Genomic DNA, 13199 nt, shown 5'->3' on the forward strand with positions numbered 1-13199 from the left:
CCAATGCAGCCCCTGTGGGCTGCCGGGATTTCCTATTTACTGGGAGCAGTTAAAGACAGCTCTGCTGCTTCGACCCTGACACGCTCAAGAACGGGGTCGCTCAGCTCCTGAGCCGCACCCTCCCAGACGTACTGCTCAGTAATCCCAGACACGCACAGGCCAGGCACCCCGCGAAGCACAAACAGCGCCTCGGCCTGCTTCACAATACTGGCTTCGGGGAACCGGGACTTCACAAACTCTTTGGCGCTCAATTTCAGTGACATGCGGTGGTTTCCTTGGTCTGGCTCATTCTTCAAACTCGGTGTACTCGCGCAGTGGCGGCGGTGCATCACCGTTGTAGCCGTCCACCTCATCATCACGAGGCAGAACGTACAGCTTTTGGAACTTGATCAGGTCGGTAATCGTCGCGTAGCTGCCAACCGACATACCGTGAACCACCTGACCGCATTCATTCACGTAGGTGGCATGCGCCTCCCAAGCACGAACATCGAACATCGCACGGCGGGAGCGCCAAGCGCCTTTCACCGGGTAGACGTTCTCTGGCGACCAAGTGAGTGCAAGGCCATGACGTTCAGGGAACGCCGCTTGAAGCATCTTGCACAGCTTTCTGACCTTGTAGCCTGCCATGGTCGCGTTTTCCGGTAGGTCAGTCGAGGCCGCGCAGGGGCAGGCCAAAATCATCGCGCAGCACGCGCAATTGCTCTTTGTCCATTTCTTCCAAGTCGGAGCAGTCGGCATCGGCCAGGCCCTGACGGCGCAACAGTGCGGCAACATCCTCAACCTGGACAATGAACCGGGCCGGGCCAGGTCAGCAGCTGCGTACAGAATGCCCTGCTGCAACTAGGTCGGTTTCCGAGGGCGGCGAGGCTTTAGGCTTGTGGTCATGGTCTCGCTTTCATTCAGGCAGTCCTACAGATCGATCGGTACAGCAATGTTCCTAAATCTTTTTTCGCAGAAAGCGACCCCTGCGTGCCGATGCGGGTTGAACTCCATCAGCAGAATCAATGGCAGCGTATTCGCTGCTTAACCACTCATCCAGCAAGCACGGCGATAACCCTTCCTTCTCAGTAATAGCCTGCAACCGTCTGTATGCTTCTTTGTCCAGCGGGTCATACTCAGCCAGGAAGGCATCCATCCTAGCTCCCCATGTCTTTGCTGCTTTTCCGAAGCGAAGCACTGCCGCAAATGTTGCGCACGACGCCAGCATCGAAGTCCAGCCCGTGCCTACGGCCGCCACGGAGAGGGCTCCGACCGCCATAGCAGCAGCTACCGCAAGAGCCATGCGCGGCCCGAGAAAAGGAGGCTCAAAGAAAAAACGCGAGCAAGTCCGTATCCGGCCTAACTGCTTGCGGCGTTCAGCTGTGTCGAGGGACTGCCCCGACGGCTTACCGCCCGTTATCACTCGTAAATTCTTGGGATTTCTAGACATTTGCAGACTCGGCCATCCCAGTGAAGACCGCAGTCAATGCACCTACCATCCAAACCATCGCCATGACGTGGCTTGCAGAACGATAAAAGCGTTCGTCCTCTGCACTAAGCTCTTTCGTTGGTTTCTTCTTGAACATCACAATTTCCTGTTCATTGGCTTCGATCTCGGATCGCCCGGCCGGTAATGCGCCGCCCAGGGCTGACCTGCAAAATCATAACGCGTACGCATAATACTGCAAAGTACAAATGGCTTTACTGCAAGCGCAGCTGGCATGAGGCGGGCTGGTGACCGGACTGTTTGGTTAGAAGGAAGCAGTTAGTGTGGGCCGCCAAACGGAAAAACCCCAGCCTTGGCCGGGGTGTGTGGAGCATTTACTGAAAGCTGACCACGCAACATGCGCACTCGTCAGAGCTGCGTGCGGTGATGGCTAACCGGAAAAGCCCCTGAACATCAGTCAGCCGGGGTTTTCCTTTGATCAAGACCAGGACCAGCAACCGCGGCCTCACTGGCGAGAGGCCAGTTTAGCAGCCCGGGCGGCGGGCGATGGAGTTTCCTTGATTAGGCGGGCAAGGAAGGCGGTGTAACTGGCCTGTTCGTTGATGTGCATGATGCAAGCGAGGAAATCTTTGCGCTTGCGCTCAAGCCAATGCTCGGCCTTGTCGGCGCCCTCAATGGGCAGGCGTTGGGCGAACAGGGTGTAGTCGTTTAGGGCGACCTGTTGTGGCCAGGTGAGTTCGGATACGGGCAGCTGATTCATGTTGGCATCTCCAGGAGGATGTAGGCTTCGTATCCTGGAGATGCTCAACACCGAGCATGAAATCTGCTCTGCATAACGACATCCCAATCCTACCGGCGCAGGCTATCGCCACTCACTACTCATCATCGTCGAAGTTGTACATGCCCGGCGCGAGATTCTCGAAGCGGGTGTACTTGCCAATGAACGCCAGGCGCACGAAGCCGATGGGGCCGTTACGCTGCTTGCCGATGATGATTTCCGCCACACCCTTGTGCTCGGTCTCGGGGTGATACACCTCATCCCGGTACACGAACATGATCACGTCGGCGTCCTGCTCGATCGCACCGGACTCACGCAAGTCGGAGTTCACTGGGCGCTTGTTCGGCCGCTGCTCCAGGGAGCGGTTCAGCTGCGACAAGGCGATCACTGGGCAGTTGAATTCCTTGGCCAGGGCCTTGAGGGAACGGGAGATCTCGGAAATCTCATTGGTCCGGTTGTCGCCGGCGGAGCCCGGGATCTGCATCAACTGCAGGTAGTCGACCATGATCATGCCAATCTCACCGTGCTCGCGGGCCAGGCGCCGGGTCCGTGCACGCATCTCCGAGGGACTGATACCGGCGGTGTCGTCGATGAACAGTTTGCGGTTGTTGAGCAGATTCACCGCCGAGGTCAATCGCGGCCAGTCATCGTCATCCAGCTGGCCGGAACGCACCTTGGTTTGGTCGATGCGGCCGAGCGATGACAGCATACGCATGATCAGCGATTCACCTGGCATTTCGAGGGAGAACACGAGCACCGCTTTCTCGGACCGCAGCACAGCGTTTTCCACCAGGTTCATGGCGAAGGTAGTCTTACCCATCGACGGCCGGCCGGCCACGATGATGAGGTCGGCCGCCTGCAGGCCGCTGGTCTTCTCGTCCAGATCGGTGAAGCCGGTCGACACGCCGGTGATGTCGCTGTCAGAGTTGAATAGCGTGTCGATGCGATCGATGGCCATCGTCAGGAGGTCTTTGACACCAACCGGCCCGCCGGTTTTTGGCCGGGCTTCAGCAATCTGGAAAATCTGCCGTTCGGCCTCGTCGAGGATCTCCGAAGCGTTCCTGCCTTCAGGGTTGAAGGCACTGTCTGCGATGTCCGTGCTGATGCTGATCAGCTGGCGCAGGGTCGCCCGCTCCCTGATGATCGCAGCATAGGCTTTGATGTTGGCCACCGAAGGGGTGTTCTTGGCCAGCTCTGCCAGATAGGCCAGCCCGCCAACCTGGCTGCTCAGCCCTTCCTTGTCCAGGCGCTCATGCAGCGTGACGATATCGAATGGCTCGTTCAGGTCCGCCAGCTTGTGAATGGCGCGGAAAATAAGCCGGTGATCGTGCCGGTAGAAATCGCCGTCGGAGACCTGATCGAGCACGCGCTCCCAGGCATTGTTATCGAGCATGAGACCACCGAGCACGGATTGCTCTGCCTCGATAGAGTGCGGTGGCACCTTCAGCGAGGAAGTCTGTAGGTCGAGCTGCTCTGAAGCGTAGTCTTCGTTCATGTGGGCATCTTGTTCAGTAAGTTGAGGGCGCTTGCGAGTGGAGAGGCGTCAGCGGGCTTTATGGCGGCTTTCTCGCGCCTTTTCGGCGCCGCCCCCTACCCTTGCTCTCGACTTTGTTCGCCGCCCCTTCTGCGAGCTTCTGGACGGGCATGCGGCCAAGGCGTGGGTTAGGGTCAATCCTCTCTACCCCCATCTCTTGTTCAGTGAAGTCGTGCGTACCCGGCTCCAAATTAACGAAGCGTGTGTATCGACCCTCGAAACCAAGCCGGACGAAACCGGTCGGGCCTTCTCGCTGCTTGCCGATGATGATCTCTGCGGTACCAGCAAAACGGGAGTCGGGGTTGTACACCTCATCTCGATACACAAACATGATCACGTCTGCGTCTTGCTCGATAGCGCCGGACTCGCGCAGGTCGGAATTCACAGGTCGCTTGTCCTTGCGCTGTTCCACCGAGCGATTGAGCTGCGAGAGTGCAATCACGGGGCAATCAAATTCCTTGGCCAAAGCCTTGAGTGACCTGGAGATGGCCGAAATCTCGTTGGTCCGATTGAGACCGCCGTATCCGGGGATCTGCATCAGCTGCAGGTAGTCCACCATGATCAGTCCTATCTCGCCGTGCACACGTCGAAGTCTCCGCGTGCGGCTACGCATCTCCGATGGGCTCAGCGCCGGCGTGTCGTCAATGAAGAAGCGATCGTTTTTGTTGAGCGCGTTGGCAGCCTTGGTCAGCTTGGTCCAGTCCTCGTTCAACAGCTTCCCGGATCGGACTCGCGACTGGTCAATGCTACCCATCGAGGAGAGCATGCGCGTTAGCAGTGCATCGCCTGGCATCTCCATGGAGTAGACCACGACCACTTTATCCGACCGCAGAACGGCCTCTTCCACAATGTTCATGGCAAAAGTGGTTTTGCCCATGGATGGCCGGCCGGCCACGATGACCAGGTCAGCAGGACGCAACAGGCTCAGTTTGCTATCGAGGTCGACGAAACCTGTCGATAGGCCCAAGGACTCAAGCCCTGACTCATGGGCGGTTTCGATCTTCTCGACGGCCTTTCTGAGCAGGGTTTCGATGCCAACCGGACCGCCCTCCTTCGGCCGTTGACCGGCCACAGACAGCATTTTCGCTTCGGCATCATGCACCAGATCTTCCACGGAGCGACCGGCTGGGGAGTTGGCGCTCTGCTCGATCTCCTCGCACACACCGATGATCTTCCGGAACTGCGAACGCTCGCTGACTACGCGGGCAAAGGAGGCGATGTTGGCGACGGACGGGGTGTTATCGGAAAGCTCTTTTAGATAGGCCAAGCCACCTGCATTCGAGAGCTCACCTGCACGTTCCAAGGCCTCCTGTACCGTGACGACATCAAGCGCCCGGCCCTCTTCAAGCAGCCTGGCAATAGCCTTGAAAATGAGCCTGTGGTCAGAGCGGAAGAAGTCAGATTCGACGACCAGGTCAGAGACTCGAACCCAAGCACGCGGGTCATTCAGCAATCCCCCTAGAATGGCCTGCTCGGCTTCAACAGAATGCGGCAGCTCCCGGCTCGGGGTCTGTTCGTATTCAGCCGCTAGATGGAAATGGTCTTTCAAGCCTCAGGCCTTACTAATGGAAATGCTGGGGGTGGACCGGGCCGACAGCTGCGAGCAGTACCTCATAGAGGCTCTGGTGCGAGCTGACAGCTGGGTTTCGGGCACGATGTTCGTTGTTTGGGTGCCATGAACGCAACTACCTTGCGCTGGGTGGCCATTCTGGTTAGAACTTGACCTCAATCAACTCAGCCCGCCCACTGCGGGTCTGAAAGTCGCAAAGGCCCAACTGAACCACCCGTGGCTGCCGATGAGCGATGCAAGTAGCGACCTGGGCGCGGAATGCTTTGAGCTCAAGCGGCAGCAGTGAACGGCCAGTAGCGGCCTGGATCTTGTCGCCGAACTCCTGCAACGCGGCCTTCAGACCAGCACCATCGAAGGTCTGGTCTACGGGTTCGGCATTCGTTGTTGGGTTCAACATTGAAAATCTCCAGAGAGGGACTCGGGGCTACTGCGGCTGAACTCACATCCTTAGCGGCGTGATACAACCGAAAAATCGTAACACGTACCTATAATCATGAAAGCCGTATCGAATGTCAATTCAATGCCTAAAGCCAGAAAACAACTCATAATTTACTGATTTTCTATTATTCCTGCGAAACCATCAGGTCGGCCGGACACCCCGGAATACAGAGCACGGGGTAAGCCCTAAAGCTCTTCCGCCAGCTCAGTATCGAGCTCTTTCGTCTGATTGCTTTGCAGCGCCTGGATGGCAGTTGTACCGCCGGCTTCATTCTCGGAGGTGGATGCTGCAGGAACAACCCAATTGTATTGGTGCCCATCGAGCAGCCGTGATGTCACCTTATTCCATAGACTAGAGCGCCAGCGCAAGATCAGGTACTCCTCAACTTCCTTGCGACCTAATGGAATTGCGCAGAAGGACAGTTCGTAGTTACTCGAATACGCTTTGACTAGACCCTCTTTGTCGCTGGCGTCAATATTGAAGCGCACACAAGTGCCCTTCGCAAATGAGTGGTTTTTAAACGAGGTAAGGTCGCCCATTCGGGCGCGTAGTGCCGATGTCTCACCGACGTATCGTGCAATACCGGCCTCCCAGATCACGTAAACCCCAGCGTCACTTGTGATGTCATTTTTCCAGTCATGTTTACCGGCCAAAATTCGCCGCGGGGCAGCGATGAGCGTGGCTTCGTAGTGGCGCAATTTCTCCTGGACGTTCATGTAACCTAAATTCCTCGGTCTTGCTTAATGGAGCTATCGGTCTCTTGATTTCACTGATTGGGCATTACTATTTAAATTTTACTCAGCGAATATCGTAACACGCCTTGCTATCCTGGGATGCAATGCACGCTTTCCTGTATGCGCCCTGAGCTTGAATACTCACGTTATCGCCCTTAGCCCCCCGAGACTACCCCTTCAAGCTGATACCAGCCATCAGTTGTTTCCAGGGTCGTAATGGTCGAGAAAGCAGAGTCATGCAGCACAAGAGACTTCACCTCTCCAGCAGGCCGCGTAACTTTCTCCGGAGCGTAATGGTAGACAGCCCATATAACCAAGGCCAACAACAGTAGCACTATAGGTACGGTGATAAGATGATCCCTAACTGTCGGATCAAGAGCTTTCCATTTTTCGACAAGCATAGGAAATTTACCATATTCCTAAATATGATTTCGGTTTATGAGCAGCCCCAGAAATCAGCTCATTTTAATTTCATTTCGACTCCGCTGCTGCCGCCACTTCCGAAATGCAGCGAATGAATCACACACCAGTCCATGCCAAATCAGGCCCATAATTGTCAGTACAAAATAGTCTCGCGGCCCACCCAGGACCGCACGACTTTGAGCGTCCAATAGCTCAAGAGGAGTGAATAATTTGCCAACCAAGGAGACTAGCAGGGCAACCAGCACTAAAACCGCTGCTGAGCGCAATAAGCTGAGAATCGTGAATACAACTATCATTGCGAGCGCTTTGAGTGTGTGGATTGTGAAAAACCGAGGTCGCTCACAAACTCCGAGCCAGTTTGTCTTCCAGCCAGAATCACCATTCTTGAATTTTCGTTTCATCTCGATTCGACCTGTACTGATTACTGGGACTGGACGGACGGTGAACGCGAGATTGCCGGACCGGTATGCGGAGCACCGTCAGCTTGCTCCTGGGAAGCCTCCTCATCCTCGCGTTGAGCATCACAGCGCTCGTGGACATCTACGCAAGCGCCGCCGCAAGGTGCTGCCCGTTTCTTCTTGAAGCCGAACCCATGCCCTGTAGCCAGGTGTACAAACGGCAGTGCCGCCCAGTACCCAACCACAAAGGAAGCGGCCTTAGCGGTAAGGCCTGGCAATTGATATGCGAACGACGAAGCGAGAAACGCGAGAAGGCAGACGGCGCCCACCACATAGTTGCGCCGAATCTGAATTTTGGAGGTCCGCCGGCAGGCCGCGGTTTTGGAGCTACTCATTGTGCCGTTCCCTCGAACGCCGCTGCCTGGCGCTCAACTAATGCACAGCGCTCCTTGACCCAATCCAGATCCCTGACCCGGATGTCTTGCGCACTCCGATTGGCATCCACCAGGAGCCGAGTCGCGCATTTGGAATCACGGGCCGCCGCCTGAATTTCCTCGCTCGTCGCCGAGGAAAAACTGGTCCTCAGATTGTTCAACCCAAGGCCCTTATAAGCCAACGGCCCGCCGACCAGGGCCAGCAAAGCTACCCCCCAAAAAACCGCACGTCTGCGGGTGTGTTTTGCTGAAGTCACCATTGATCTCCCGACATGGTTTGCATGGCGAGAAAATAACATATAACGCGTACAGATAAGTCATTTAGTATCGAAAACGAACATCAAGGCCCATTGCCTTACATTTCTACAGCCCTCAGGCCCCTGCATAAGGACACCAAACAGAATGAAATGGGACGATTTGGACAAGCGACAGCAATGGTAGGTTACAGGCTTTATGGCCTTAAAGCTGTGGAATCAGTGGCTCCTTGTGGCTATCTGCGCACTGGTCACGTCAGCTGTGTTCTTTTACCCGATGCTTCAGATCCGTGAGCTGTACGGGAACACCGCGTCAGCCATTTTCTACGCCGCAACCTATTTCCTCAGCGCCAAGCACATTGGCTTTTGGATCATCAATCCTATCTGCGGGCTCGTCAGCCTCAACAAAATCCAGCGATCGTATGGCCCCCTCACCCGCCGGCAGGTCCAGGAATGGTTCGTCGAGTGGTGTTACACGCCGATCGACCTCTACGATGGGTCGGCACTGGACATTGCGCAGTTCGCCCGGGCAAACGGCGAAGGTAAGTAAAACCGTATCATCTGCTCGGCCTAGTCCCAGCCTGTAAGTCGAGGCCGAGCGTCATTGAAGCCATTGCCCCTCAAGTAGCTGCCAGGCCTAGCCTAGGCCCTAGACCTCAACTTCACGGCGCAACCGCCCTGTGTCGAAGGTGACGGGCTCAATCATCGTCCTTGGCAAGGCCGTACTCACTAAGTGCAGGCCCAGGCCCACCACCAATGTCGTAGAGCTCCTCCGGCGTATAGAGGCTGTCATTGCCCTCAAACAGCTCATCACCACCACGATTTCCAGCTCCAGCGCCCGACTTCGATCTGCGGCACCACACTGCGACATCTCGAATGAAGAAGCCCGCGGAGATGACTGCGAAAGCAAAGAATGTGAGCAGGACGCCCTTCGTCACGAGGATCAAGGCACCGGCTCCAAGGAGCGCCAGCACCCCCTTCTGAATAGAGTGATCTGGGTCGCGGAGATGGCTCAGGCTGCAGCCGAAAGACAGCATCACCAGGGCCGCAGCAATCGCCACGCCTACATCCGCTTCTGCACTACTATCGATGGTTCCCCAGATACCCGCTGCCACAGGCCCTACAATCGCGGCCAGATGGCGCACCACGGCCAGCGGGGTGCGACGAATCCAATCCTCAATAGCCCAGAGGGTACGAGTTGAAGGCTTCATTTGAGGTGCCCGAACCAGGTCGGCCAATCGGTCCACTGCGGTCACCATGTTGCGTCTCGCAGATTGACTCACCACCGGCATGGCAGCGAGATCCTGGATGACCTGCACACAACGCTTGAACTCTGGGGTTACCCGCTTGAGTGAGGCTGCGTTGAAGTAGGCCAGGTCAATGCTGCCTGCGTAAAAACCAAGGTAACCAGCAATCAGAGCCTCGGCTCGCGCTACTTCTCGCTCAACAATTTTATACTGATTCATCGCTCATCCTTTCGAGTGCCGTCACTTCCTAGTATTACAACCATTCAGGGGATTCCTACGCCGCTTTGTGCTCTGGGGGAGCCACCGCCATCCAGCAATCAAGCCCAAAACGGCTCACATACCCCTCTCGGAGAAGTGCGAGGCGCCACCGCAGGGGAACACTTCTACCCATCAAGTATAGATACGCCAGTAGAATCTATAAATTTAAAATATTAAATCGCGCCCGTGAGTGGATAGGCATAGCTAAGTGACCGGATCTTAGAGAAGTTGCAGAATCCAATTATTGGTGTAACATAAACCGAAATTCATGAGCTGAAACTTTACTGCTCAAGCCGAAAATATTTCAGTGCCATCCAGAGGCTGACATGCTCACTCATCATTTCACCATAGTTCAGCATAAATATCTTTTTGTGAGCGAAGAGCGTGAAGCGTTCTGGGTAAGTGAAGGCCTAAACCCTTCAGAAGCAGAAGGCCTTGCATTGATTCCAGTAATTGCGCTGACGCTGAATGTTCCGGGCCTTGACCTCTATCACCAGAGGTTCTTCAAACACAATGATAAAATCTCGATAGCTAATTTTCTATACGAAGCTTGGGCATCAAACCCTTTCCTCAAAGGCATTCCAGACCAATTATGCATTGACGAAGAGCTACTGAGTGTCGTTCCCCTGAAGGGCATCCTTCAGCTAATTGATCCTGATGGCCAACTCAAGGAAATTGTGACCGATACTGACGCCACTTTCGGCGCTAGCAAGGTTCAGGCGCACGAGCAATCAATAATTTACTGGGAGGATTTCGAACTATTGAGAAAGCCAGCGTCAGTAGAGTCCCTACTGAACATTATTGGCAAGATGGTTTCTGAGCGCCAAGGCATCCTTGTAGAATCCTCCCCTCATGACAAAAGCAGAGATCATCTACTTGAAAAACACTTGGCGATATCACCCTCATTACCATCAATCTCTTTAAGCCCAGACGAATATTTTCGTCTTGATACCGACTGGGTAACCAAAGAAAGCTGGCAGGTACCCATGCCGGCCATAGGCAAAGCGTACTGCTATAGCGAGGAAAATGACGATCATCGCTGGATACATTGGCTGTTCCTCCAGGACGAAGATGAGGAGCCAAATGACGTTGACCAATATAAACTTATTGACGAAACCAGACATTATTGGTCTCCCGAAACTGAGGGCTTAATTGCCACGCTAAACGCTTTGGCGTACCCCATCGTAGAGTATTTGCCTGAGCACATTTCAAGTCGGGCACTTAGGTCATTCATGAAGGGGCGGGTACCCCTATCGAAAATCATGACCAAAGACCTCCTGCACTTAGTTAAATCACTACCAATTGTCATTTATCCAAAGACAGTTGAGGAGTGCACAGCCGCCTTCGGATGTATAACTCGCCATGGGCACTGCAAGTATATTTTCGAGCTAACAGGAGGTGAACACTCAAGCCATAAATTCCGGTTTTTTGCCGGCAATGCACCTACTACAGGAATTTTTTTGATAGTAATCCAGGTTGGCAGCATGGCTGATGGGCCAATGCTGAAGAGCGCGCTTTTCTGTAAAGAGGATGACCTTGACATTGGTCACGCGGGATTCGCAGCGCTGTCTTATTGGGTTGAGAGACTGCCTGAGTTCAACATAAAAGGTATCTGCACCCTAATTTTAGATATGGTTGAAAAAATGCTGCACGCCTCGATGGATGGCCTTAAGAACTGACTCTAATAGCTACATAAACTAGCATGTGAGTGGCGGGCACGGATCTCGGCGTGGAAGCGACACCCCAATGACCCGCCTCGCGTACGTGCCCCAGCAGAAAATGCGCCAGTGGAATGCCGGGGTGTGCCTATGCGTGGCGTCCCCGGTTGCGTCTCTCAGATCGCCGAAGGCCCACCGTCGCGGCCCATTGCTCTTCACTCTCCAACCGCTTCCCCTTAAAGTGGCCGCTCAACTGCGTTAAGAGGCAGGTGCCACGGTGCGCATCGGTTGTACGCAGAACTCCATCATTTGGAAACGCAATGGATCACAACCCCTACAGTGCGCAGTACGAAGCTGCTGTCGCCGCCCTTGCCGCGGCTGAAGTGGGCTTGCGGGAGCAGTACGAACTCTACGGCCACTTGTCTCGCTTTGATGAAGCTCAGGCCAAGTTGGCGCTCAAAAATGCCGAGGTGAAACTAGAGGAGCTCGAACGGGAGAGTTCCGAATTGGGTGGATTAACCCTGATCGATCGTGCCACAGTCCACGAGGCAGTCTATCGTGCGCACCGCTCGTTGCTCGGGCAAGCATTCGACGCTGTAACGGGGCGGGTTCCTCCCCCCAAAAAAATGTCCGAGGCAGAGGAAGCCAAGCTAGCCGAGAAAGCTGCACGGTTGGATGCATTGATTTGCGAAAATGGAGAGATAGCCACCCAGCAGCATCTGGTACAGAGGCTTCGATACGATGTTCAGTTCCACTCTACCCTGGACTGGCTCGAAACCGATTCCGACTACGCCACCTACAGTTCGCAGATCGCAAGACTGCAGCCAGCCGTTGAAAGTCTTGCAGCCAAAATTGCCAGGTTTGAAGAGCATATTCGTGTGCCGCAGGCACAGTGCCTCAAATATCGCGAGCGTCTGATTGTGGCCAAGGAGAAGCTGGCCCAAGCGATCATTTTCCGAGATGACCACCGAAACGCACCACCACGGTCAGAGGAGGCCGCGAAAGTTAAGGGGGCTTGTAGTAACTATTTCGGAACAGATGACATTGCCCAGGTCGTCAGGCACAAAACCAGCGATGTTGAGGACCTTGAGCGTGAGCTCGCAAAATGGGAGCAGCGAATGGCGTCGCTCCGGCAGCGCGATAGTCGGGTCATCGAGCGGCTGATCATTGACGGGAGCAACCTATGCAATCGTGGCCGGGGCAAGAATCAACAGTTCATCGGACTGAACGCTTTGAGTGCACTCGTTCCGGCACTGCTTTCAAACTGGCCTGGCAGTGAGATCATTCTGGTCTTTGACCCAGGCATCACGAGAAAGCTTCAGGTTTCGTGGGAGGACATTCAACGCACCTTCCCAGCGTCAGTAGAGACGTACCGCGTCGGCAGAGGCCGCAGCGCCGATGAAATGATCATCGAATTGGCATATTCCCCGAACGCTTACATCATCAGCAACGATCGTTTCGGGGAGTTCAGCAATCGACCTGCCATCAAGGAAAACAGAGTCTTTGGCCATGACATTACCAAGGCAAACATCTTGGTGAATGAGCTGTGGATCTCGGTGGAATATTGCTCTCCAGGCTGAGGCGGGTAGGCCTCCCCGCCCTCCATGCCACCCTACGAGCCGGTCAGAACGAAGCCCTAGAAGCCCCGACAGTTCGACATGCTGGAGTGTTCGACCAAAAGCCTGTCAACCGCCGTGGCCAGGTCGAACTCAGCTCGCTGTAGCGCCAGAAACAATTCTGCGCTGGTAGCCGTCTCATCGTGCGCATACTTCAAGTGTTCCGCACGTGCGTCCCTGAAGCGCTCGATCGCGTCAAGGGTGTTCTGATCCAGGTGCAAGCTGAGAGGCAGCTTCAGATCGCTGGTGGTTGGTATAGCCATTTTCCTGTCCATTGCTCGGTAAAAACCAGACCTTCCCCTGCTGAGTCATTGGTGTCGATCAGACGGCTCCGTCACGGCTGTAGGAAAAGTCAGCAGGCCAAGCCATGGCGGCTGAAACGCCCAGTATGCGCTTCACACTGTGCAGTGCGCAGCGCATACTGAGATGC

The 13199-nt window shown here is 55.1% G+C and carries 15 protein-coding genes; 3 read left to right on the forward strand and 12 right to left on the reverse strand.

Annotation, left to right across the window (positions count from 1 at the left end; genetic code table 11):
- Positions 1-32 precede the first annotated feature (32 nt).
- From APH34_RS17770 to APH34_RS17825, 10 genes are all read right to left on the reverse strand, one after another.
- Positions 33-263 carry a hypothetical protein gene (locus APH34_RS17770; protein WP_054902294.1) on the reverse strand — a complete coding sequence of 77 codons (231 nt, stop codon included), beginning with the start codon at positions 261-263 and terminating at the stop codon, positions 33-35.
- A 22-nt stretch (positions 264-285) separates the two neighbouring features.
- Positions 286-627, reverse strand: a complete 342-nt coding sequence (locus tag APH34_RS17775) for a hypothetical protein (RefSeq protein ID WP_054902295.1) — start codon at positions 625-627, stop codon at positions 286-288.
- 310 nt (positions 628-937) lie between these two features.
- Positions 938-1135: a hypothetical protein gene (locus APH34_RS29280; RefSeq protein WP_152619909.1), complete on the reverse strand. Its 198-nt coding sequence runs from the start codon at positions 1133-1135 to the stop codon at positions 938-940.
- Between the two features lie 286 nt (positions 1136-1421).
- Positions 1422-1565 (reverse strand): hypothetical protein, encoded by a 144-nt coding sequence (locus tag APH34_RS29285; RefSeq protein WP_023662164.1) that lies wholly within the window; start codon positions 1563-1565, stop codon positions 1422-1424.
- A gap of 366 nt (positions 1566-1931) precedes the next feature.
- On the reverse strand, positions 1932-2186 hold the full coding sequence (locus APH34_RS17790; protein ID WP_023662165.1) for a hypothetical protein: 255 nt from the start codon (positions 2184-2186) through the stop codon (positions 1932-1934).
- A 115-nt stretch (positions 2187-2301) separates the two neighbouring features.
- Positions 2302-3699, reverse strand: a complete 1398-nt coding sequence (gene dnaB / locus APH34_RS17795; protein ID WP_004575970.1) for a replicative DNA helicase — start codon at positions 3697-3699, stop codon at positions 2302-2304.
- Positions 3700-3757: 58 nt separating this feature from the next.
- Entirely contained in the window at positions 3758-5287 is a 1530-nt protein-coding gene (dnaB, locus tag APH34_RS17800; protein ID WP_039614364.1) for a replicative DNA helicase, read from the reverse strand.
- Positions 5288-5450: 163 nt separating this feature from the next.
- Positions 5451-5705, reverse strand: a complete 255-nt coding sequence (locus APH34_RS17805) for a hypothetical protein (RefSeq protein ID WP_039614365.1) — start codon at positions 5703-5705, stop codon at positions 5451-5453.
- A 227-nt stretch (positions 5706-5932) separates the two neighbouring features.
- Complete coding sequence (locus tag APH34_RS17810; protein WP_039614366.1) at positions 5933-6463, reverse strand: hypothetical protein; 531 nt, start codon at positions 6461-6463, stop codon at positions 5933-5935.
- Between the two features lie 1230 nt (positions 6464-7693).
- Positions 7694-7993, reverse strand: a complete 300-nt coding sequence (locus tag APH34_RS17825) for a hypothetical protein (protein ID WP_177328672.1) — start codon at positions 7991-7993, stop codon at positions 7694-7696.
- 196 nt (positions 7994-8189) lie between these two features.
- Between APH34_RS17825 and APH34_RS17830 the strand changes: the two genes are divergently transcribed.
- A complete protein-coding gene (locus APH34_RS17830; protein ID WP_177337035.1) occupies positions 8190-8540 on the forward strand; it encodes a hypothetical protein in 351 nt (116 codons plus the stop codon).
- 148 nt (positions 8541-8688) lie between these two features.
- Here the strand turns inward: APH34_RS17830 and APH34_RS17835 are convergent, their stop codons facing one another.
- Entirely contained in the window at positions 8689-9456 is a 768-nt protein-coding gene (locus APH34_RS17835) for a hypothetical protein (protein ID WP_054902296.1), read from the reverse strand.
- Between the two features lie 365 nt (positions 9457-9821).
- On the opposite strand from APH34_RS17835, the gene APH34_RS17840 reads away from it, so the two are divergent.
- Positions 9822-11174 carry a hypothetical protein gene (locus tag APH34_RS17840; RefSeq protein WP_039614369.1) on the forward strand — a complete coding sequence of 451 codons (1353 nt, stop codon included), beginning with the start codon at positions 9822-9824 and terminating at the stop codon, positions 11172-11174.
- 299 nt (positions 11175-11473) lie between these two features.
- Entirely contained in the window at positions 11474-12733 is a 1260-nt protein-coding gene (locus tag APH34_RS17845; RefSeq protein ID WP_054902297.1) for a hypothetical protein, read from the forward strand.
- Positions 12734-12789: 56 nt separating this feature from the next.
- Here the strand turns inward: APH34_RS17845 and APH34_RS17850 are convergent, their stop codons facing one another.
- Positions 12790-13032, reverse strand: coding sequence for a hypothetical protein (locus APH34_RS17850; RefSeq protein ID WP_039614371.1), 243 nt, complete (start codon positions 13030-13032; stop codon positions 12790-12792).
- Positions 13033-13199: the final 167 nt, after the last annotated feature.

This window comes from Pseudomonas sp. NBRC 111131 (assembly GCF_001320525.1).
Taxonomy (GTDB): Bacteria; Pseudomonadota; Gammaproteobacteria; order Pseudomonadales; family Pseudomonadaceae; genus Aquipseudomonas; species Aquipseudomonas ceruminis.

Coding starts and splice junctions, on each gene's coding strand:
- APH34_RS29280 (WP_152619909.1), bottom strand. CDS start 1,135: ATGGATGCCTTCCTGGCTGAGTATGACCCGCTGGACAAAGAAGCATAC.
- APH34_RS17850 (WP_039614371.1), bottom strand. CDS start 13,032: ATGGCTATACCAACCACCAGCGATCTGAAGCTGCCTCTCAGCTTGCAC.
- APH34_RS17830 (WP_177337035.1), top strand. CDS start 8,190: ATGGCCTTAAAGCTGTGGAATCAGTGGCTCCTTGTGGCTATCTGCGCA.
- APH34_RS17790 (WP_023662165.1), bottom strand. CDS start 2,186: ATGAATCAGCTGCCCGTATCCGAACTCACCTGGCCACAACAGGTCGCC.
- APH34_RS17835 (WP_054902296.1), bottom strand. CDS start 9,456: ATGAATCAGTATAAAATTGTTGAGCGAGAAGTAGCGCGAGCCGAGGCT.
- APH34_RS17775 (WP_054902295.1), bottom strand. CDS start 627: ATGGCAGGCTACAAGGTCAGAAAGCTGTGCAAGATGCTTCAAGCGGCG.
- APH34_RS17805 (WP_039614365.1), bottom strand. CDS start 5,705: ATGTTGAACCCAACAACGAATGCCGAACCCGTAGACCAGACCTTCGAT.
- APH34_RS17845 (WP_054902297.1), top strand. CDS start 11,474: ATGGATCACAACCCCTACAGTGCGCAGTACGAAGCTGCTGTCGCCGCC.
- dnaB (WP_004575970.1), bottom strand. CDS start 3,699: ATGAACGAAGACTACGCTTCAGAGCAGCTCGACCTACAGACTTCCTCG.
- APH34_RS17770 (WP_054902294.1), bottom strand. CDS start 263: ATGTCACTGAAATTGAGCGCCAAAGAGTTTGTGAAGTCCCGGTTCCCC.
- APH34_RS29285 (WP_023662164.1), bottom strand. CDS start 1,565: ATGTTCAAGAAGAAACCAACGAAAGAGCTTAGTGCAGAGGACGAACGC.
- APH34_RS17810 (WP_039614366.1), bottom strand. CDS start 6,463: ATGAACGTCCAGGAGAAATTGCGCCACTACGAAGCCACGCTCATCGCT.
- APH34_RS17840 (WP_039614369.1), top strand. CDS start 9,822: ATGCTCACTCATCATTTCACCATAGTTCAGCATAAATATCTTTTTGTG.